Here is a 22,458-nt window from a genome sequence, read left to right as displayed (position 1 = left end):
GAAAAAAGTTAAAAAGAGATGGAAAAACAAACGAGTAGTAGCATCATAAACGCTGTGGTGGCCCGTGTGCTGGCAGCGGTCGTCTTCCTCTTCGGCGCCAACCAGTCGTTATGGGCACAATCAGTCGCCCAGCCGGTACTGAGTAACGAACAGAAGGCACAGCTCCACGAGAAGGCCGGCAAATGGGTGGACGCGCTGGCTTTACAGGACGCTGCCAAAGCGGCTAAAGTGACGGGTTTTGTGGAGCAGCATTTAACGGCCGTCTACAGCTGGAATAAGACACATTTTTACACCGACGTGCCGGCAGGTGTTAACCCCAGAACAGGTGATCAGCTATCCGAACTGGACCGTAAAATGATCGCCCAGTCAGCCATGCCATCCTCCGTCCACAAGACTTTGATGGATAGCTTGCATCATTACCTGACAAATGAACAGGTGGCGAGAATACTGGACGGTTATACGATTGGGAAAGTGGCTTTTACACTAAAAGGATACCAGGCAATCGTGCCGGATCTGACCGAGAAAGAAACGGCCGTTATACTGAGCAATTTAGAACAAGCCAGGGAACAGGCGATTGATTACAAAAGCATGAAGTCCATATCGGCTATTTTCGAGATTTATAAAACCAAGAATGAAAAATATCTGAATGAGCACGGGCGTAACTGGCATCAGCTTTTTGGAGACTATGTAAGAAAAGTCAAGGCAGAAAAAAAAGCCAGGGAAGCGGCAAAGAAAAGCGGGCAGCAATAGATTTGTTTTACATAACGTTCATAAGTCCATTATTTCACGAATAAAATAATAAGAAATGTCTGTTAGATTTTTAAGTAAAAGACAGCTGGGTTCATTGATACTGGGTGCCCTTGGTACCAGCCTGCTGTTGTGTTTTGGTTCCTGCGGCCAGACGGGAACGGCTGAGAAAACCGGTGCCGACAGCACGGCCGGGGTCTATTGGAAAGATGGTGTGATCAGCCAGGAATTTTTATATGACACGGCCCCCTTTCCTTCTTGTCATTCGGCAACGATCGCCCAGACGCCGGCCGGTATGGTCGCTGCTTTTTTTGGCGGTACCAAGGAACGTAACCCTGACGTAGAGATTTATGTCTGCAGGCAGGTGGCGGGTAAATGGACCGCTCCTGTTTCAGTAGCGAATGGCATTCAAAATGACACTTTGAGATATCCTACCTGGAACCCTGTTTTATATCAGGTGCCTGGCGGAGATCTTTTGCTCTTTTATAAAGTCGGCCCCAAGCCTTCCCAGTGGAAGGGCTGGATGACTAGCTCCCGTGATAATGGCGTGACCTGGGAAAAACCCCATCCGTTACCCGAAGGTTTCCTGGGCCCCATAAAGAATCAACCTGTCTTGTTGGCCGATGGAAAGACACTGTTATGCCCTTCCAGCACAGAAAATGATGGCTGGCACGTCCACATCGAGAAAACCACCGACTTTGGTAAAACCTGGGAGATGACCGGGCCCATCGATAACGGTAAGCTCACCGGGGCCATACAGCCTGCGATTCTGGTACACCCGGATCACAGCCTTCAGCTGCTCTGCAGAAGCAAGGACCGCGCGATACTACAGTCCTGGTCTAAGGATAACGGGCAGACCTGGAGCCCCCTGACCAAGACCAACCTGCCCAATAATAATTCAGGGATCGACGCCGTGACTTTAAAGGATGGCAGTTTTGCGTTGGTATATAACCATGTACTGCCCCCTCCCGGCAAATATAAAGGTGCAAGAACGCCTTTGAATCTGGCCGTGTCCAAGGATGGAGAAAACTGGTCGGCTGCTGCGATTATAGAGGATTCACCTATCAGCCAGTATTCTTATCCCTATATTATCCAGGCCAGCGACGGTAAGCTGCATGTCGTCTATACCTGGCGCCGTAAAAAGATCGGGCATACCGTAATCGATCCGTCAAAATTAAAGACCTTACCCATCAAAGACAGTATCTGGCCTGCGATCCCCGGATATGTTCCACCGGTACCGGAGGATTAAATACATCTTTATCCATGAAGCCTGGCCGGCAAAGCCAGCATTAAACATCAGAAGCAATGGTAGTATATTTTAAAAGGCCGTCAGGCTACAGGCAGCTATTCAGGATGCTGTTGATGACGGTCGGCTTTCTGGCCATACGGGCCGCCGGCGGGGGGTGTCTTTATGCACAGTCTGAGCAACCGCTTTATAGGGAAGTGCACCAGAATACCGATAGTCTGTACAGGCTGCCGCTTGCCCGGGTGATCCAGCTGATAGAAAACAGGTTTCATGTGAAAATCCGTTATCCGGACGCGCTGGTGAAAGATAAATGGGTGACCTATGCGTTCTGGCGTTTCAGGCCCACACTGGAAGAGACTTTTGACAAAGTGCTGGGGCCGCTGGATTTAAAAGTGAATCCGGACGGTCAGAATAAGTATGAATTAAAGGCCTATGAATATTACAGGTGGCCTGTCAAAGAGGGCTGGGCGCAGCTGGATGCGATTGCCGGCAGGTACCACGACAGGGCCAGCTGGGAAAAAAGAAAGGATTCCCTCCGCCGGGAACTATACGCGGCTGTAGGCCTTTCTCCCATGCCACCGGCACCAGGCACGCCTATACACTTGACGCCACTGCGCCAATTTAAGGGCTATACGGTGCAGAATTTTGCCCTGGAAATACTGCCTGGGCTGTATCTGAACGGGTCCATCTACCGGCCAAGTGTGTATACAGGAAAATTGCCTGTCATGCTCAGCCCGGACGGGCACTGGCCAGATCAACGCTACCGGAAGGATTGTCAGATCAGATGTGCGACCCTGGCCAAATTAGGAGCGATGGCCATCAGTTATGATTTATTTGCCTGGGGGGAATCGTTGTTACAATTTCAGCCGGAAGACCACCGTAAAAGCCTGTCAATTACCGTTCAGACCCTGGGCGCCATCAGGTTGCTGGATTATGTCAGGGGGCTGAAAAGCGTGGATACGTCCCGGATAGGCATCAGCGGCGGCTCGGGGGGCGGAAGCCATACGGTGCTGATGGCGGCGATGGATCCCCGCATAAAGCTCAGCGCGCCGGTGGTGGCGGTCTCCTCCTATTTCTATGGCGGTTGCCCCTGTGAAAGCGGCAGAGGGATTCATGAATGCGCCGGAGGGACTGACAACGTGGAACTGGCTGCGATGGCAGCGCCCCATCCGCAGCTGCTGATCTCCGACGGCAGCGACTGGACCCAGCATATGCCGGAGCATGACTTTCCTTATCTGCAGAAAATATACGGATATTATGACCAGCAGGATAAAGTGTCCAACGTGCACTTACCCGACGAGGGGCATGATTTCGGGCCTTCCAAGAGAATACCTCTTTATCATTTTGTAGCCCGGTATTTTCACCTGCCCATTCAGCGTATTGAAACCGGTGGAAGCATTGATGAGTCATTTGTGCATATTGAGCCCAAGGAGGCTTTATACGCCTTTGGGGACCATGGGCAGGATCTGCCAAAAGATGCGATCAAGGGGTATGATGAGCTCGTAAAAGTATATCATGCGGCCATCCGCTCGGCGGGTGAAAAAGCCGTTCATCACTCGCCCGTCACAAACAAAGTAAGTAACAAATAAATGAGTCTTATAAATCAATTTATGGCAATAGTACGTTACAGGGATCTTGCCGCCAAGGCATTTGTCATGAAGGCGAGATCTGTGGCAGCCATCCTTACACCGGCGGTTTTGCTGTGTATCATGACAGCAAGCATTGTACCGGTTCATGCCCAACAGGCCTCTTCTGAAAAAAAAGCGGTATCCGGTAGCAACGGTGAAAACTGGTACACCATTTACGTCTCGCCTGAGGGCAGTGATGCAAATGCGGACATTTTCACCGGCGGCGTGAAAGACCGCCCGTTTAAGAGCCTCGTGATGGCCATCCGTAAAGCCAGGGAAGTACGCAGGCTGGGAAAAAACAGGTCGTCGGACGGCCGCCGGGTCCGGGGTGTGCAGATCTTACTGGAGGATGGCAGGTATTACCCGAATGAGACACTGATGATCCGGCCAGAGGACGGCGGCACCGAAAGTGCCCCTACCAGGATCGCGGCGGTACACAGAGGAAAGGCAACGCTCACGGGTGGTATTAAAATAAGCGGCTGGGAAAAAATAAAAGCTTCCGACCCGCTGTTTCAGGCCCTGCCACAAAAAGCTGCGCGGACCATTTATGTCGCCACACTGCCAAAGGACCATGGTGCTGATCTTAATTTCAGGCAGCTCTGGGTGGAAGGCCATAAAGCGGTTCGTGCCGAATGCTTTAACGGTGGCAGCTATGGAAACAACATGGGGCGGATCCTGAGCTGGGACCATAAGGACCAGAGCTGCTGGATCCCCCGACCGGAGGGCTTTGACGCCAGTCAGGCTGCCGGTATGGAAATGGTGATCCACCAGTGGTGGGCCATTGCAAATCTTAGAATCAAATCAGCAAAGGTCGCGGGCGACAGTGTTGAGCTGCACTTCTACGAACCGGAATCCAGGCTTGAATCAGAACATCCCTGGCCTGCTCCCTGGCTCTCCGAGAAAACGGGTAATTCTGCTTTTTATCTGACAAATGCCCCGGGATTTCTGGACAGCCCCGGAGAATGGTATCTGGACAGGAAAGCACAAAAGCTCTATTATATGCCAAGGAAGGGTGAGGATCTGGCCCATGCGACTGTTGTGGTCCCTTATCTCACCACTTTACTGAAAGTAGCAGGGACTGCTGAACAGCCCGTCAATAATTTCCAGCTACAGGGTATTAATTTTGAATACAGTACCTGGCTCAGGCCTTCCGAAAAAGGCCATATCCCCTTGCAGGCAGGTATGTATTTACTGGAAGCCTATAAGTTAAAACAACCGGGAACGCCTGAAAAAGCCAGCCTCGAAAATCAGGCCTGGATTGGCCGGCCACCTGCGGCGGTAGAGCTGGCCTATGCCCATCATGCAATGGTGAAAGACTGCCAGTTCCGGCATCTGGCTTCTACCGGCCTGGATCTTGTTATCGGTACAGAAGGCACGCTCATAGAAGGGAATTTATTGAAAGATATCGGCGGGACCGGGATACAGGTAGGTACCTATTCTCCTGAAAATTATGAAACCCATCTTCCCTATCATCCGAAAAACCCGGACCTGATATGTCGCTATGACAGGATCGTCAATAACCTGGTGACCGATGTCACCAATGAGGACTGGGGCTGTGTGGGCATCAGTGCCGGGATTGTGCGGGGTATCCTGATAGCGCATAACGAAGTGTCAGACGTTTCTTATTCTGGCATTTGCGTAGGATGGGGATGGACCAAAAAGATCAGTGCCCTTGCTGAAAATAAAATACTGGATAATAAAGTGACACATTATGCGAAACGCATGTATGACGTAGGAGGTTTATATACACTTTCCGCCCAGCCAGGCACACTTATTCAGGGCAACTATATCGATTCAATTTATAAGGCGCCTTATCCGCATGACCCAGCACACTGGTTTTATTATTATCTGGATGAGGGTTCTTCCTATATGACGATCAAAGATAATTGGAGTCCCGCATTAAAAGTGATGAAAAACGCCAACGGGCCGGGCAATACCTGGGAAAACAACGGTCCCCGGGTAGCAGATTCTATTAAACATCAGGCCGGCCTTCAGCCGGGCTATCAATATTTACTGGCCGAAAGGGTGACAGACCGGGCGTGGCCTGTTCAGCCAGTGCCGGTGACAGAAAAAAAATAAACAAATGGATAATAAAAAACTAGGTATTGGTATACTGGGACTGGGAGAGGGCAGAAGTGCCATGTCTGCGGCATTGAACAGTTCTTTACTTGATTTGCGGATGGTTTGCGATTTAAGTGAAGACATGTGCCGCCTGAGGGCCGGGGAGTTCGGATTCCATGCATATACCACCCGCTATCAGGAGTTATTGGATCAACCCGATCTGGATATCGTTGCCATCTACACGCCTGATCATCTGCATGCGACGCATGTCCGGCAGGCGCTTGAAGCCGGCAAACATGTCATCTGCACCAAGCCGTTTATCGACCGGCTGGAAGACGCCGCAGATCTTTTGGCGCTGGGAGAAAAAACGGGACTTAGATGTTTTGTGGGGCAAAGCTCCAGATTTTTCGAACCCATGCGCCAGCAACGCGCGGATTATGAAGCGGGCAAGATCGGCGCACTGATGACGATCGAAGCCTATTATCATGCTGATCACCGGTGGTTCCTGGAAAAACCCTGGGCGCGTGAAGACGCCTTTAAATGGCTCTATGGCGGGCTGAGCCATCCGGTCGATTTTATCCGCTGGTACCTGCCGCATCTGGAGACGGTGATGGGTTACGGTATGTTAAGTGAGAACGGGAAAGCCGGCGGGTTACACCATGAAGATACCATGCACTTTATTTTCAGGGCCAAAGATGGCCGCGTGGCCCGGGTCAGCGGTTGTTATACCGGACCGGTACAGCCCGTAACAAGAGATAGTGAGATGAGCTGCATCCTGAGGGGATCCCATGGCTGCAGCCAGGGGGATTATATGGATCTGCGTTATGCGATTACGGATAAGGATGGACAGGAGCTGATCCAGACCTGGGAGCACCGGCTGAAACATTATTTTAGATTTGAAGGAAAAAGCCATCACGCCGGCGAATATCAGAACTATATGGAATACGTGGCCCGGGCCATATTGGAAGGCCAGCCGGCTTATCCGGATATCAGGGAAGGTATAGGTACGGTGGCTGTATTGCAGGCGATGGATCAGTCGCTGAAGACAGGTCTGCCAGTTCGTATTGATTCATTACTAGAAAAATATGGTCTGCCGGCGCTGTAGCGGGTAAAACATATGCACGGATAACCGAAATATGAAAAGTATTTATAACGCACTTCAGCCCATTGATTTTATTATCGTCGCCTTATACCTGGTGATTCTTTTTGGCCTGGGGTATTACGTAAGCTTTATTAAAAAAAGAAAGCAGGATGAGAACCTGTTTCTGGCCCAGCATACGCTGGGCTGGTCTAGTATCGGTCTGAACATGTGGGGCACGAATGTAGGGCCTTCCATGTTGATCGCTTCGGCCAGCATCGGTTATTCCACAGGAATTGTGGCGGGTAATTTCGCCTGGTATGCCTTTGTATTTATAGGCCTTCTGGCGCTCTTTTTTGCCCCCCGTTATCTGGGCGCAAAAGTGTCGACCCTGCCCGAGTATATGGGACTGCATTTTGGGGACAAAACCAGAAATCTTCTGGCCTGGTACACACTGATTACGATTTTGATCTCCTGGTTATCTCTGGGACTTTTTGCGGGTGGCATTCTTGTACAGCAGCTGCTGGATATCCCCATGTGGCAGTCCATACTGGCCATGATCGTGCTGGCTACTTTTTTTGCCGCTTCCGGGGGCCTTAAGGCCATTGCCCTCACCAATATGTTCCAGATGATTTTACTCATCGCAGTTTCCCTGATCCTGGTGATACTCGGTATTGAAAAGGTCGGTGGACTCAGTCAGCTGGCGGCCCGAACGCCCGGGCATTACTGGAATCTTTTCTTGCCTGCAGACGACGCGAACTATCCCTGGACGGCTATTATACTGGGATATCCCGTTATGGGGATCTGGTTCTGGTGCACGGAGCAATCCATGGTCCAGTCGGTGTTGGGCGCTAAAAATCTTAAGCAGGGACAGCTCGGAGCGAATTTTATCGGTTGGCTGAAAATTCTGGATGTGCCGCTTTTTATCCTGCCGGGCATTCTTTGCTTTATCCTTTATCCGCATCTGAACAATCCGGATGAAGCCTATCTTGTCATGGTGACGCAACTTTTTCCCGCGGGCATGAAAGGGCTCATCATCGTTGTACTGATCGCCGCACTGGTCTCTAATATCGGGTCTTCGCTCAACTCCGTCAGCACCGTTTTTACGATGGATATTTTCGTAAAAAAATATCAGCCGCAGGCCACCAATAAAGAAGTGATCCGTATCGGGAGATGGGTAACGGTCGGCAGCGCTGTATTGTCTGTCCTCGTGGCACTGGCGATCAATTCTATAAAAGGGCTGAACCTCTTTGATGTTTTCCAGTCGATCCTTGGCTTTTTGGCGCCCCCCATGTCCGTGGTCTTTTTATTCGGGATTCTCTGGAAAAGAACGAGCGCCAGGGCGGTAAATTATGTATTAACCTATGGCACCGCTTTTAGCGTATTGATAGGCATTCTCTATTTATGGGTATTTCCGGCGAAGAGCTATCCCGTATGGCCGCATTTTTTGCTGCTGTCCTTTTATATCTTTTTGATCCTTTCCGGGCTTTTATTTGCGGTTTCCAAATGGGGAAGGGGCGGCACTGTATCAATGGCCGGCGGCCAGAAAATGCAGATAGCCTTTGAACATAAAAAACCTGCGAAAATGGTAGTGTATAGCTGGATAATACTGAGCATTGTAATGATCGCTTTATATATTTATTTTAACGGACATTAATTTATTGTAATGAACATATTTAGATTCGGAAGACCAGGTTACAAAGTTGTTGTGGGGTTAATGCTGTGGGTGTTATTTCCCTCGGTCCTGCCGGCGCAGAAAGCTTCTTTGTCTAAAGAGGTGCCAACGGTAAAAGTGGACCGGGATGTCGCCGGTCAGGCGACCTGGATCTGGTATCCGGGTGATTATGCCATCTGGCTGGCGAATAAAATGCAGAACAGGCGTACGGAAAGAGGCGCTTTCTTGCCCGTGTTCTGGAAAATGGACAGCCATTATGTCCTGGTAGAATTTCACAAGGATTTTGATCTGGCAGCTCCTGAAACGATTCATATTGCGGCGGAAGGCCGCTATAATGTAAAGATAGACGGCAAGGCGGTGACTGGTAATCTAAATGAGATCCGGTTTCCGGCGGGCAAACACCGGCTGAGCCTGAAAGTATACAATCAGGCAGCTGTCCCCGCTATTTTTGTAAAAGGTGATCAGGTGCGTACCGACAGCAGCTGGCAGGTGACCTTTGAAGATAAAGAGTGGATCGACGCTTCCGGTAAGGCTTCGGATAAATCCGGTACAACTTACCAGCAAGCTGCCTGCTGGAATTTTAATTCGGCGGCAGCAAAGCCGTCCCAGTTTCATTTGCCGACGCGCCCAGAGGTGCCCGTGAAAAAGACCAGCCTGTCTAATGGAAACTGGCTCCTGGATTTTGGCCGTGAGACCTTTGGTTATATTCGCTTAAAAGGGATACAAGGCAGTGGCGTTGTCAGGATCTATTACGGCGAATCTGCTGCAGAGGCATTGTCTGTTGATAGTTGTGAGACCCTGGATACCATACAGCTGACAAAAAATGTACAAAACTTTGATACCATGACAGCTTCTACAAAAGCATTCCGTTATGTGCAGATTGCACCGGCAGAAGGCATGCAGATTGGTCAGGTGGATATGCTCTATGAATACGCTCCGGTTACCGAGCGTGGTACATTCAGTTGTTCAGATATGCTGATCAACAGGATCTGGGATGTTGCGGCTTATACCTTACATCTGAATACGCGTGAGTTTTTTATAGACGGGATCAAAAGAGATCGCTGGATCTGGTCCGGAGACGCCTATCAGAGCTACCTGATGAATTATTATCTGTATTTTGATCAGCCCACTGTCAAAAGAACGTTGTTTGCGCTGAGAGGAAAAGACCCGGTGACCAGCCATATCAATACGATAATGGATTATAGTTTTTATTGGTTTATGGGGGTACAGGATTATTTTACGTATACCGGAGACAGTGCGCTGGTTAAAACCATTTATCCGAAGATGCAGAGCCTTATGGCGTATTGTCTTTCCAGAAGAGATAAAGACGGTTTTATGGAAGGGCTCCCCGGTGATTGGGTGTTTATAGACTGGGCCGATCATCTGACAAAGCAAGGTGCGCTTAGCTTTGAGCAGCTTTTATTTTGCAAGAGCCTGGAGACTATGGCTACCTGTGCCAGAGTGACCGGTGACACCCGGGGAGCTGTTCAGTACAGCCAATTGGCCGCAGACCTTAAAGCAAAACTATTTGACGTGTTCTGGGATAAGGACAAGCATGCTTTTATCCATAGCCTGTTTAAGGGTCAGAAGGATGAAACGGTGTTCAGGTATACCAACATGTTTGCTTTATTGCTGAATTACCTCAATGCGCAGCAAAAGGAGGAAGTGGTGACACATGTGCTGCTCAATCCCAAAGTACAGGCGATCCATACCCCTTATATGCGTTTCTATGAGTTGGAGGCTTTATGTGCAGCCGGAAAACAAGATGTCGTTACCCGGGAAATGAGAGATTATTGGGGCGGTATGTTGTCACGTGGTGCGACAAGTTTCTGGGAGCAGTACGATCCCGCAGCGAAGGGTGATGCGCAGTACGCGATGTACGGCCGTCCGTTCGGGAAAAGCCTTTGTCATGCCTGGGGTGCCAGCCCTATTTATTTATTGGGAAAGTATTATTTAGGTGTAACGCCTACCAGTCCGGGGTACGGAACCTATCAGGTGAAACCTGAACTGGGCGGCCTGAAGTGGATGAAAGGCACCGTGCCGTTTGCGGGCGGTGACATAGAGGTGTACTGTGACCGGACAAAAATGCAGCTGCAGTCTTCGGCCGGTGCAGGCGTAGGCACACTGCTGATTGAAAGCCGCCGTAAACCATCCTGCAGCCAGGGGAAAATTCAGCAGGTCGGCAAAAACGCCTACCAGCTGCAATTGCGGCCTGGTCAGCAATATGTCGTAAATTACGAAGCTATTTAAGCAGTGCATGATGCTCCAAAAACGGCATGGCTGCGTATTGTTCAGTAAAATTAAAACGATGGTGCAAACGGGTAGACATACAATGACGATCAGTGGCTGCAGCCGGCAACCGGGAGCGCCGTCTGCGTGGGCGGCCATGAGCTGGCGCCTCCTGTCTATTTTTTCTTGTATCGCCATACTCATTTGCTGCCAGAGATCATTGAGCGCGCAACCGGTCGTTTCATACAAAAAAACGACGGAGGGTAAAAGCAGTCCGGTTGGGGAATTAAAGGTGAATCAGCGACTGAGCAGGGATAAGATTTTTGTGGGTCAGTACCCGCAGCTGAGTTGGCTGGTGAAGCGGACAGCAGATGCGGCCGGCCAAGGTTTGCAGGCTTATCAGGTGCTGGTGGGCACCAAAACAGGCATTGAAAAAGCAAAAAGGTTACTGCTGGAGCAGACGGCTGCATCCGCAGCTGACGGGCTTTTGTGGAATACCGGCAAGCAGCACAAAAGTAATTTGTTACCTGTTTCATACAAAGGTGCATCTTTAGAACCCGACCAGACCTATTACTGGTGTGTCAGGGTCTGGAACGGGACAGGTAATGCCAGTGCCTGGAGCGGAACAGATTCTTTCCATACAGCTTTATTCAGCCGGGGGGACTGGGGCCGGGCCAGGTGGATCGGACGCACGCAGATGACGGGAAAAGAGCGGGTCCTTCCCGGCGATACGGCAGTCAAAGTAAAAGGTCCGGATGGTAAAGTGCGGAAGCTGCCATTTGGAACCGATAACGACACACTGCCACTCTTGAGAAAAGAATTTGCATTGACAGATAAGCCCGGCCAGATTGAGAAAGCTACGTTATTTATTTCAGGGCTCGGACAATTTGAAGCCAGATTAAACGGTATGAAAATCGGAGATTATTTTTTAGATCCCGGATGGACCAATTATCAAAAGGAAGCCCTGTATGTTGGTCTTGATGTTACAGACAAACTACAGGCAGGCGTTAATGCTTTGGGCGTGGAGCTGGGGAACGGGTTTTATTATATACCCGGCTCTAAAAGGTGGTATAAGAAATTGCTCGTCCAATATGGTTATCCTAAAATGATTTGCCGGTTGACCATCAGATACAAATCGGGGAGGGTACAGCATATAGTATCAGATGAGACCTGGAAAACCGGGGTTTCATCTATTCAGTTTTCCAGCATTTATGGCGGCGAACTGGAAGATGGAAGGCTACGTGAGGCTGGCTGGGATAAAGTGGGCTTTGACGCGCTTGCCCATGGATGGATGCCTGCAAAACTCGTCACGGATACGCCGCGTGCGCTTCGTTTACAGCGTATCGATCCGATTAAGGTGATGGAGATTTTTTCGCCAAAAGAGCTGTATCCGGTATCAGAGGGTACAAAGACGCCCGGATGGACTTTTGACATGGGACAGAACTGCTCAGGCATTCCCGCTGTCTGGCTTAATGGCAAAAGGGGAGATACTGTAACGCTTACACCCGCTGAACTCATCAATGACAATAACAGCGCCAATCAAAAGGCCACCGGAAAATACCGGCTGGTGTATGTTTTAGCAAAGGATGGGCCGCAACAGTGGCATCCTACATTTACGTATTACGGATTCAGGTATATACAGGTAGATGGCGCCGTTCCGGCAGGAAAGCCCAATCCGGACGGACTGCCCGTTGTACAAAAGTTAGAAACCTGGCACCTCAGAAACAGTGCTCCGCCTGCCGGAAGTTTTAGTTGTTCCAATGACCTGTTGAATAAGACCAGTGAGCTTATCCGCTGGGCCATGAAAAGTAATATGATGAGTGTTTTTACCGATTGCCCGCACCGGGAAAAACTAGGTTGGCTGGAGCAGGTACACCTGATGGGAAGCTCTGTCCGGTATAACTGGCAGATACAGCATCTGCTGAAAAAATCACTCGAAGACATGCGCAGCGCACAAACCCCCGAAGGACTGATTCCCGAGATAGCACCAGAGTTTACGGTTTTTACCTGGGGGGGCGATATGTTCCGGGACTCCCCCGAATGGGGCAGTAGCGCCATTATCATTCCCTGGTATTTGTATCAGTGGTATGGAGACAGCAGTGAACTGAAAAAAAGCTATCCGATGATGACCCGCTATATCGATTATCTCGACCGCAAGGCGAAGGAAAATATCTTATATCAAGGTCTCGGTGACTGGTATGACCTGGGACCGGAGCGGCCGGGTACCTCTCAGTTAACACCGAAGGGACTGACCGCAACGGCGATCTATTATTATGATTTAAAGATACTGGAGAAAACAGCCAGGTTACTTGCTAAAGAAAATGACCTGGGAAAATTCACCAGCCAGGCAGCGGCCGTGCGTCAGGCTTTTAACCGGAAGTTCCTGCATAGCGGTACAGATAGCCTGGGCCAGAAACAGGCTTATTATGGCAGCGGCAGCCAGACATCGGACGCCATGGCGCTCTTTATGGGGCTCGTGCCGGACACGTTGCACGATCAGGTGGTGGACCACCTGGTAACCGGTATCGTCAAAAATAATTATGCACTCACGGCGGGCGATATCGGGTACCGGTATCTTATCAGAGTGCTGGAGCAGGAGGGATATAATGACTTGATCTTTAAGATGAATAACCGCAGTGATGTGCCGGGGTATGGTTATCAGATCGCCAGGGGGGCTACTGCGCTTACAGAGTCCTGGCAGGCACTGCCTTCTGTTTCCAACAATCATTTTATGCTGGGGCATCTTATGGAATGGTTTTATTCAGGTATTCTCGGCATCCGCCTGGATATGGCAGTGACCGGGCAGGGAGACGACGCCCCTCAACTGATAATCGCCCCGCAGATGGTGGCCGGCCTTAACTGGGCAAAAGGTGGTTATCAGACGCCTTACGGACAGATACAGGTTGACTGGCAGCGGCAGGAAAACGGCTTTCAGGTAAAATTACACATCCCGGCCGGTCTTCACGCTGAGGTGAGGCTGCCATATATGGCAGGATCAACACTGAAAGAGGCCGAAAGAACTTTGACGGTTAAAATAGTCACAACCAAAAGAGATAAAAAAGTATTCATGCTGAATGCAGGTAGTGGAACGCATATTTACACAGTAAATATGCGAAGATAAACAGCAGGCTGCATCAGTATTCACACTATAGTTTAATGTATAATCCTTACACAACAGAAAGTAAAATGAGAAGTTCGAACATATGCGGACAGGTTCAATTGCGATGCATTAGCCGTCTGCTGACAGGGGCACTTTGTATAGCATCCATATGCATGGTTTCTGCCGTTCAGGCGCAAAAGAAAAAAACAGTGAAGCCTGTATCCGAGAAGGTGATGCAGTCTGTGTATCAGCAAGTCAAAACACCTTATAAATATGGGTTGGTGATGGTTCCCCGGTCCAATGATAAAAAGATGGACTGTCCGAGCATTTTCCAAAAAGACGGCAAATGGTATATGGTGTACATTGTCTTTGACGGACGTGGTTATGAAACCTGGCTGGCCGAATCCGAAGACCTGCTTCATTGGGATACGAAGGGGAAGTTGATGGCTTTCTCAGACAGTACGGACTGGGATGCGAACCAGAAAGCCGGTTATATTGCACTGGGGTCCATGAAATGGGGCGGTAAATATCAGTGGCAGTCTTATCAGGGGAAACACTGGATGTCGTATTTTGGCGGCAATAGTACCGGCTATGAAAAAGGGCTGCTTTCACTCAGCATCGCCTGGACGGAGCAAGACCCTTCCAGGGTACATCCGTGGAGGAGACTGGGCCATCCGGTCTTGATGTCTACCGACAAAGATGTACGTTGGTGGGAGAATCACACCCAATACAAAAGCACGGTAATCTGGGATAAGGAAAAACATACCGGTCATCCCTTTATCATGTATTATAATGCGAATGGTGACAGTCTTTCCAAAACAAGAGGCGCGGAAAGAATCGGTATGGCAGTATCAGATGATATGATTCATTGGCAGAGGTACCTGAAAGATCCCGTACTGGATCATTTTCAGGGAATCACCGGTGACCCGGTGATCCAGAAGATCGGCAATCTTTATGTGATGTTTTATTTTGGCGCTTTCTGGAAAGACAGGGGTGGTGCGTTCAACAGATTTGCCTGCTCCTATGACCTGATTCACTGGACTGACTGGAAAGGCGAAAACTTAATTGAACCTTCGAAGGACTATGATAATATGTTCGCTCATAAATCCTTTGTTTTAAAACATAAAGGCGTGGTGTATCATTATTATTGTGCCGTTAATAAGGCGGGGCAGCGGGGTATTGCGGTTGCTACGTCTAAAGACCTGGGAACAAGTGAACTGCATTTCGTAGCACCTCCCGTTAAAAAAAAGAAAGCGAAGTAAAATAATTAAGAAAAATTATTTATTAGAAGCATGAAAGTGGGATTAAGTAAGATACAGATACGATATGATAGCACAAGGGGAATGTTGAAGATGGCAATAGTGGCTCTTTTGACCTATCTGTTACCAGGGTGCCGCTCCGGAGCATCGATAAATGCAGCCGGAACGGAAAAACTGCTTTTTGACCGGGGCTGGGATTTTCATCTGGGCAGTATTGACTCTTTGGCGGCATTTATAGATACAACTCACTATACGGAAAAAGATACGGCTATTTGGCGGAAAGTGACCCTGCCGCATGACTGGAGTATTGAAGGAACGTTCAGCCGGGAGTCTCCCGCTGGCAATCAGGGAGGTGCATTGCCGGGAGGGATCGGATGGTACCGTAAGTTATTTGTGTTACCTGCTGCAGATAGTACTAAGAACATTCTTATTCGTTTTGACGGTGTATATCGTTACAGTAAAGTATGGTTGAATGGGCATTTTCTGGGTCAGCGGCCTAACGGGTTTATCTCTTTTGACTATACCCTGACGCCTTACTTGTATTTTGACGGACGTCTTAATATTCTTATAGTTCGTGTAGATAACAGCAGACAGCCTAATTCCAGATGGTATACGGGTTCGGGAATTAACAGGGATGTATGGTTGTTGAAACAGGGGCCAGTATCGATTAATGCGCGGGAAAGTTTCTTTTACGCTACAGTCGATCCGCGGGCAGGTGCTGCAGATGAGGCCGCAAAAAAAGCAGAAAAAGCCATATTAAACCAGCATCTGGTGTTTGGTTATACGCTGCCCAGCTTAAGGCCTGTAGAAATTGAAACCGCCATTTATGACCGCCAACGTCATATGGTCGCTCAGAAAAAAGAAAGCTGGCGACCGGAGAAACTGGCAGGTACCGGGTTATTGGACTGGAGCTGGCCGCTTCAAAATATCTGGCTGTGGTCGCCGGACAACCCTTATTTATACACGCTGGAAGTGACTTTAAAGCAAAATGGCAGCGTCATGGATCGCCTGCGATTACCTTTGGGGATTCGCCACTTTTATTTTGATCCCCGGAAAGGCTTTTTTCTCAATGGACAGCCCACCAAAATTAAAGGTGTCTGCCTGCATAATGACTATGGCGTATTGGGGACGGCCTATAATTACAGTGCGATGTTCAGGCAGCTGACATTGTTAAAAGAGATGGGTTGCAATGCCATTAGAACGGCGCATAATCCACCCCCTCCGGGTATGCTGGATCTTTGTGATTCAATGGGCTTTCTGGTGATGGATGAAGCTTTTGATATGTGGCAGAAGAAGAAAACCAAATATGATTATTCCAGGGACTTCGCACGCTGGCATCAAAGAGACCTGGCGGATCAGATCAAAAGAGACCGCCGTCATCCTTCCGTATTTATGTGGTCGATCGGTAATGAAATCAGAGAGCAGTTTGATACGAGTGGGATCAGGCTGACCAGGGAACTGGTGGCACTGGTAAAGTCCCTGGATACAACCCGGCCGGTGATCGCCGGCCTTACGGAGACCCATCCCGATAAAAATAATATTGCCAAAGCAGATGTCTTGGATGTGCTGGGATTTAATTACAAACCATTCGATTATGACAGTTTACCCTTAAGGTTTCCCGGTAAGGCCCTTGTAGCCAGCGAAACCGTATCAGCACTGGAGACCAGAGGCGTGTATACGCCTATGCCGAAAGATTCCATCCTGTATATGCCTTCCGGGCCTAAACAGAAATTTGCAGAAAATATTAACGACGACTGGACGGTAAGCGCTTATGATAAAGTGGCCGCTTATTGGGGAACCACGCATGAAAATGCCTGGCGCGCGGTTAAGGACAGGTCCTTTATTGCGGGCACCTTTGTCTGGACAGGTATCGACTATCTGGGAGAGCCTGTGCCCTTTGCTTATCCGGCCAGAAGTTCTTATTACGGTATCATTGACCAGGCAGGACTGGCAAAGGATGTTTACTATTTCTATCAGAGTGAGTGGACGGCTAAACCGGTATTGCATATTTTCCCGCACTGGAACTGGCATAAAGGTGAAGTGGTGGATGTCTGGTGTTATTATAGCCAGGCCGATCAGGTTGAACTTTTCCTAAATGGCAGGTCTCTGGGAAAGCGACACAAAACAGATGGTCAGCCGGGCGATAATGAATTTCATATCAGCTGGAAGGTGCCCTATGAACCTGGTGTGTTAAAAGCTGTATCTTCCAGGAATGGCAAAATCGTATTGACCCGGGAAATTAAAACGGCCGGTGCGCCCCGGAAAATTCAGGTGAAGGTCGACAGCGCTACCTTCAGAGGCGTTGCCGGCGATCTTTGTTATGTATCGATACAGCTGGAGGATGCAGACGGCACTGCTGTGCCGGATAATGACCGGACCTTGCATTTTGATGTGGAAGGTGCGGCGACACTGGTGGGTGTTAATAACGGCTACCAGGCGGATCTGCATTCTTTTCGGTCAAAGGATTATAACACATGGAAAGGTAAATGTGTAGCCGTTATCCGGCCTACTACAGGAAAAGGTGTTTTTAAACTGCATATTACAGGCGAAGGTCTGACGGATCAAACGGCTACAGTATCCTTTGGAGAGTGAGCCGGCGGAGCCGTGTTAAATTTATGAATCGACGAAATAACAGAACAAAAATCGTGAAGAATCAAAGGGCAATATCAGGCGGCTGCAAAACAGTGATAACAGCTATGGCAGCCGCAACGTTATTATGTTTTTCCGTTACCGGTGCGCAGGCGCAGCTGGTGGACGGTACACCGACCGCTATCTCCCCCCAGCCAACTGCCGGGCAGCTTCCGCCTTATGAAGTGCCGCAGACGACTTCAGTGAACAGAGACCGGTCGCGGGCGACAGCTTACTCTTTTTCTACCGTTGAGGAAGCGCTCAGGGGAGACCGCACTGCCTCCAGATATCTGAGCCTGAACGGTACATGGGATTTTAAATATTGCCCGGCACCCAAAGATACTTTGAGCGAGATGGTTCGCGGGTTCTACAAACATAAGGTCGATGGCTGGGACACCATTACGGTTCCCTCCAGTATGGAAATGCAGAGTTATGGAAGGCCTATTTACAAGAGTGCAGTCTATCCGTTCAGGCCCGTCAATCCGCCTTACATTCCCTCAGAAGACAATACCGTTGGCTGTTTTCAACGCACTTTTACGGTTCCCGCTGATTGGAATGGTTTGAATATAACGCTTCATTTTGGCGGTGTCAGTTCTTGTTTTAAAGTCTGGCTGAATGGTCGGTATGTGGGATATGGCGAAGACAGCTTTCTGCCCTCAGAGTTTAATATAACGCCCTATCTTAAGTCTGGAGAGAACCGGCTGTCTGTTCAGGTGATTCGGTGGGGAGACGGAGCTTATCTGGAAGATCAGGATCAGTGGCGGCTAAGTGGCATTCAGCGGGAAGTCTATTTAATGGCTGAACCCAAACTTAGAATCGCTGACTTTTTCTATCAAACGGCGTTAGACAGCAGTTTCACACATGCGATCTTAAAGCTGCGGCCCAGGCTGGAAAACCTGACAGGTGATACGGTAGATCCACATGCCATGTTTAAAGTGCAGCTTTATGACAACCGCGGGAAGTCATGCCTGAAAGCTCCGTGGCAGATGCAGGCTGATTCGATCGTCAATGAGTCCTATCCGAGACTGGATAATGTGAAGTTTGGTTTGATGGAGGTGCCGGTTGATCATCCGCATTTATGGAGTGATGAAGACCCGTATCTCTATACCCTGGTCTTTAGCCTTTATGATGGTAAGGGCAGGCTGCTGGAGGCGAAAAGTACAAAAGTGGGCTTTCGCTCGGTGGCCTTTTCTAAAGCGTCCGGCAAGCTGCTGATCAATGGAAAAGTGACTTATTTATATGGCGTGAACAGGCCCATACATGACCCTGTAAAAGGTAAAGCCCTGTCGAGGGCAGATATTCGAAAAGATGTACAGACGATTAAGCGGTTTAATTTTAACTGCATCCGCACCAGTCACTATCCGGATGATCCTTATTTTTATGATCTCTGTGATCAGTATGGCATACTGGTCATCGATGAGGCCAATCTTGAAACACATGGACTGGGTTCCAAATTAAGTAACGACCCCAGATGGACGGCGGCGTATCTGGAAAGGGTTACACGGATGGTCAACAGGGACAAGAATCATCCCAGTGTGATTATCTGGTCACTAGGCAATGAGTCGGGTCGTGGGCCCAACCACGCTGCAATGGCTGGATGGGTGCATGATTTTGATATTACACGCCCGGTTCATTATGAACCTGCACAAGGGACGCCACAGGCAAAAGGCTATATACCGCCGGGAGATCCCAGGTATCCTAAACCGGTGGATCATTCCCACCGTCTTCAAAATCCGGTTGATCAACCCTATGTAGATATTGTTTCGAGAATGTATCCCGGTATTTTTACACCCGCCTTACTGGCCGGACAGAAAAATGGGGACAACCGGCCTATTTTCTTTGTGGAATATAGCCATGCCATGGGAAATTCCAACGGAAACCTTTCAGAGTTCTGGGATATATTCCGGTCCACTAAAAGAGTGATCGGAGGGTGCATCTGGGAATTTAAAGACCAGGGACTTTTGAAACGGACTGGGGAAGGGAAACCTTACTATGCGTATGGTGGTGATTTTGGTGAAAAGTATTATGATGATTTTACGATTAAAGGTATTGTAGCGGCAGATGGCCGGCCCAAAGCGGCTATCTATGAATGCAAACATGTTTTTCAGCCGGTGCATTGCAGCTGGGCTGACACCGGCCATTATACGGTGTCCATTCTGAACCGCAGTGCGCAGCAGGACTTATCGAAGTATGCCGGTGAACTGACGCTGCTTCGTGATGGAAAAGCCATTGCACATAAATCGATTCCCGGTTCACTAGCCGGTCTAAGGGCTGGCGGCCAGCGAAATGTCGCGCTGGCGTCGTGGTTGACGCCGCTCATAAAAGATACGGCCGGTCATGAGTATCTTTTGAATATTCGATGGACGTTGAAAAAAGAGACCCTATGGGCGCCTTCGGGATTTGAAATCGCCCAGGATCAACTGGCTATTACCGGACCCGTGGTAAGAACTGCGGCATCGGGGCCGGCACTGTTAGCAAAACCGGTGGAAAAGAAAGAAAAATATGCTGCACTGAAAATTCAGGAAACGGTCAGTCATTATCTACTCAGGGGCGACGGTTTTGAAGCCAGCTTTTCCAGAGAAAACGGCGCCATGGATGGCTATAACAGAGGTGGTGTTGATTTTGTCAAGGCACCGCTGATGCCGCATTTTAGCCGTCCGCTGACAGATAATGACCGACGCGGCTGGAAATCGGATAAATTACTGGCACCCTGGTACCATCCTGAGATTAGACTGAAAGATATACGTGTGCTTCCGCCTGAAGCCGGAACGGCTGCCACGGGTCAGATAACCCTTCAATCTGATTACAGCGTTTTGGGCGGTAAGGCAAGTGTCGTTGTTACTTACCGGATATATCCGGATGGCCTGATACATGTGCAACAACAGTTCCGGCCGCTTCAAAAAGGTTTGCCGGATCTTCCCAAGATAGGGATGCAGATGGGGATTGAGGAGCGCCTGTCTCATATAAGCTGGTACGGCAGGGGGCCGCTGGCTAATTATATTGATCGAAGGACCGGCTTTATGGCCGGGATATATCAAATGCCTTTAGCTTCCGCCGCCTTTATGGAACCTTACGTAGTACCGCAGGAAAGTGCTAACCGGACCGATGTCCGGTGGATGTATCTGGCCTCCGCAAAAAAGCCTTCATCCGGAGGCCTCGGTTTGAGGGTAGTCGCCGATAGCCTTTTGAGTATGAGTGCCTGGCCTTATACAGAAGCAAATATTAATAAAGCGCGGCATACGACTGATCTGGAAAATGCCGGTTATATTACACTGAATATTGACCTGAAACAAATGGGGGTCGGTGGCAATGATAGCTGGAGCCCCATCGCCATGCCACTGCCTGAATACATGATACCCGCTAAAAATTATCAATATGGTTTTTATCTGATCCCGGATATAGGCATAAGTGGCCCCGTTAAGTACAAAAGGCAATAGGGCACGACGAGACAGGCGCCACTGCCGTCTGGACAGAAGTAAAAAATCCTTTAGTGAAATGCATCGACTAAAGGATTTTTTTATGCCTGAATTTACAGAAAGCTGCCGTCTAGCAACTCAGGTATTTTTTCTTATATTCAAAGGGCGTTACACCCGTTACTTTTTTAAAATGTCTGTAAAAGTTGGAAATATTATTGAATCCGCTTTCGAAACAGATGATATTGGTAGGGATCTTGTCTTCAATCAGTAGTTTGCATGCCTGGCTGACCCGGATTTCATTGAGGAAATTATAATAGGTCTTCTTGGTCATGGATTTAAAATACCTACAGAAAGAAGTGGTACTAAGGTGACTGATCGCAGATATTTCTTCCAGGGTAATATCATTTTTGTAGTTAGAGAGCGTATAGGCACAGATCTCATTGAGTCTGGCCTGATCATATTCACTTGATTTCGGCGGTACATTGTGAGAAATGCAAATCGGGCTTAAATCAGATGACTCGGCCAGGGTTTTCAGTATCTTTAGTAAGATGATGATCCGGTCCAGATTTGTTGCCTCTAATGCTTCCTGCATCAGTGTGGCTACTTTTGCTCTGGCATCGCCTTCAATCAATAGCCCGCTCTTTGCCTTTTCGAACAGGCGGGGCAATAGATAGGCTTCCTGCAATTGAAAAATATCTTTACCCAGGCATTCCTGATGAAAATGAATAGACAGGGCTTCCGCATCCATTTGGAAACTTTTTGCGGAATTGTCTTTGTTGAACCGCCAGATATGCGGTATGTTTTCACCCAGCAATATAACTTCTCCGGCAGCAAACGGAGAAATATTATTACCAATATAGCGCGACCCGCTGCCACGTTTGATATATACCAACTCCATCTCCGGATGGTAATGCCAGCTGGTCTCTGTTTGTTGACGCTTGTATTCATGTCGTGCAACATAAGAACTATTGGCCAGCAGGGGTACTTTATGGAATTGGGGTTTCATGATCTATAAATATTTAGGAAAGACGGATTACCTGATAAGTGATGAAAAATCGTTCTTATAGAAGAACCTTTTTTCTTTTTTGTAATTACTTTTTTGCTTTTAAATCTTGATTCAGGTGCGTGAAATAACCACCCTAAATGTCATTAACAAATTTATGAAAGATATGCCTAATCCCGCCTGGAATCTATGCAATCGATGCCGGGATATTAAAGAGCTGAATATGAGTAAATTCGCCAATAAATGGATAAATTATCCTATAAAAAATGCTAATAAATTAAAGGTTTTTTCGGTGTCGAATCTGTAAATTTACACGAATCGTTCAGCGTTTTAAGGACATACGAAACAACCCTTATTTTTCTTAAATACGGACAGGTAATATCACTTA

12 protein-coding genes are annotated in these 22,458 nt (G+C 48.7%); 11 read left to right on the top strand and 1 reads right to left on the bottom strand.

Features of this window, described 5'->3' with window-relative positions; all coding sequences use genetic code 11:
- Nucleotides 1–18: 18 nt before the first annotated feature.
- From K9M52_RS03990 to K9M52_RS03940, 11 genes are all read left to right on the top strand, one after another.
- Nucleotides 19–750 (top strand): DUF3826 domain-containing protein, encoded by a 732-nt coding sequence (locus K9M52_RS03990; protein ID WP_224070772.1) that lies wholly within the window; start codon nt 19–21, stop codon nt 748–750.
- A 55-nt stretch (nt 751–805) separates the two neighbouring features.
- Nucleotides 806–1,996, top strand: a complete 1,191-nt coding sequence (locus K9M52_RS03985) for a sialidase family protein (RefSeq protein ID WP_224070771.1) — start codon at nt 806–808, stop codon at nt 1,994–1,996.
- Nucleotides 1,997–2,052: 56 nt separating this feature from the next.
- Nucleotides 2,053–3,582, top strand: coding sequence for an acetylxylan esterase (locus K9M52_RS03980; protein WP_224070770.1), 1,530 nt, complete (start codon nt 2,053–2,055; stop codon nt 3,580–3,582).
- A 21-nt stretch (nt 3,583–3,603) separates the two neighbouring features.
- Complete coding sequence (locus tag K9M52_RS03975) at nt 3,604–5,700, top strand: right-handed parallel beta-helix repeat-containing protein (RefSeq protein WP_224070769.1); 2,097 nt, start codon at nt 3,604–3,606, stop codon at nt 5,698–5,700.
- A gap of 4 nt (nt 5,701–5,704) precedes the next feature.
- On the top strand, nt 5,705–6,787 hold the full coding sequence (locus K9M52_RS03970) for a Gfo/Idh/MocA family protein (RefSeq protein ID WP_224070768.1): 1,083 nt from the start codon (nt 5,705–5,707) through the stop codon (nt 6,785–6,787).
- A 31-nt stretch (nt 6,788–6,818) separates the two neighbouring features.
- Complete coding sequence (locus tag K9M52_RS03965) at nt 6,819–8,417, top strand: sodium:solute symporter family transporter (protein WP_224070767.1); 1,599 nt, start codon at nt 6,819–6,821, stop codon at nt 8,415–8,417.
- Between the two features lie 9 nt (nt 8,418–8,426).
- Nucleotides 8,427–10,685 carry an alpha-L-rhamnosidase-related protein gene (locus K9M52_RS03960; protein WP_224070766.1) on the top strand — a complete coding sequence of 753 codons (2,259 nt, stop codon included), beginning with the start codon at nt 8,427–8,429 and terminating at the stop codon, nt 10,683–10,685.
- A 58-nt stretch (nt 10,686–10,743) separates the two neighbouring features.
- Nucleotides 10,744–13,785, top strand: a complete 3,042-nt coding sequence (locus K9M52_RS03955) for a family 78 glycoside hydrolase catalytic domain (RefSeq protein ID WP_224070765.1) — start codon at nt 10,744–10,746, stop codon at nt 13,783–13,785.
- A gap of 65 nt (nt 13,786–13,850) precedes the next feature.
- A complete protein-coding gene (locus K9M52_RS03950; RefSeq protein WP_224070764.1) occupies nt 13,851–15,026 on the top strand; it encodes a glycoside hydrolase family protein in 1,176 nt (391 codons plus the stop codon).
- Between the two features lie 30 nt (nt 15,027–15,056).
- Entirely contained in the window at nt 15,057–17,615 is a 2,559-nt protein-coding gene (locus tag K9M52_RS03945) for a glycoside hydrolase family 2 TIM barrel-domain containing protein (protein ID WP_224070763.1), read from the top strand.
- Nucleotides 17,616–17,638: 23 nt separating this feature from the next.
- Nucleotides 17,639–21,088, top strand: a complete 3,450-nt coding sequence (locus K9M52_RS03940; RefSeq protein WP_224070762.1) for a glycoside hydrolase family 2 TIM barrel-domain containing protein — start codon at nt 17,639–17,641, stop codon at nt 21,086–21,088.
- A 109-nt stretch (nt 21,089–21,197) separates the two neighbouring features.
- Here K9M52_RS03940 and K9M52_RS03935 read toward each other — a convergent pair whose 3' ends face one another.
- The gene (locus K9M52_RS03935; RefSeq protein ID WP_224070761.1) at nt 21,198–22,073 is read right to left on the bottom strand and encodes an AraC family transcriptional regulator; all 876 of its coding nucleotides are present in this window, start codon (nt 22,071–22,073) and stop codon (nt 21,198–21,200) included.
- Between the last annotated feature and the right edge of the window lie 385 nt (nt 22,074–22,458).

This window comes from Arachidicoccus terrestris (assembly GCF_020042345.1).
GTDB lineage: Bacteria > Bacteroidota > Bacteroidia > Chitinophagales > Chitinophagaceae > Arachidicoccus > Arachidicoccus terrestris.
Note: the sequence above shows the minus strand (reverse complement) of the source record. Positions and strands in the feature narration are given on the sequence as shown.

Bases quoted from the DNA above. Each gene is read 5' to 3' on its own strand.
- K9M52_RS03990 (WP_224070772.1), top strand. From the start codon at position 19: ATGGAAAAACAAACGAGTAGTAGCATCATAAACGCTGTGGTGGCCCGT.
- K9M52_RS03985 (WP_224070771.1), top strand. From the start codon at position 806: ATGTCTGTTAGATTTTTAAGTAAAAGACAGCTGGGTTCATTGATACTG.
- K9M52_RS03980 (WP_224070770.1), top strand. From the start codon at position 2,053: ATGGTAGTATATTTTAAAAGGCCGTCAGGCTACAGGCAGCTATTCAGG.
- K9M52_RS03975 (WP_224070769.1), top strand. From the start codon at position 3,604: ATGGCAATAGTACGTTACAGGGATCTTGCCGCCAAGGCATTTGTCATG.
- K9M52_RS03970 (WP_224070768.1), top strand. From the start codon at position 5,705: ATGGATAATAAAAAACTAGGTATTGGTATACTGGGACTGGGAGAGGGC.
- K9M52_RS03965 (WP_224070767.1), top strand. From the start codon at position 6,819: ATGAAAAGTATTTATAACGCACTTCAGCCCATTGATTTTATTATCGTC.
- K9M52_RS03960 (WP_224070766.1), top strand. From the start codon at position 8,427: ATGAACATATTTAGATTCGGAAGACCAGGTTACAAAGTTGTTGTGGGG.
- K9M52_RS03955 (WP_224070765.1), top strand. From the start codon at position 10,744: ATGGTGCAAACGGGTAGACATACAATGACGATCAGTGGCTGCAGCCGG.
- K9M52_RS03950 (WP_224070764.1), top strand. From the start codon at position 13,851: ATGAGAAGTTCGAACATATGCGGACAGGTTCAATTGCGATGCATTAGC.
- K9M52_RS03945 (WP_224070763.1), top strand. From the start codon at position 15,057: ATGAAAGTGGGATTAAGTAAGATACAGATACGATATGATAGCACAAGG.
- K9M52_RS03940 (WP_224070762.1), top strand. From the start codon at position 17,639: ATGAATCGACGAAATAACAGAACAAAAATCGTGAAGAATCAAAGGGCA.
- K9M52_RS03935 (WP_224070761.1), bottom strand. From the start codon at position 22,073: ATGAAACCCCAATTCCATAAAGTACCCCTGCTGGCCAATAGTTCTTAT.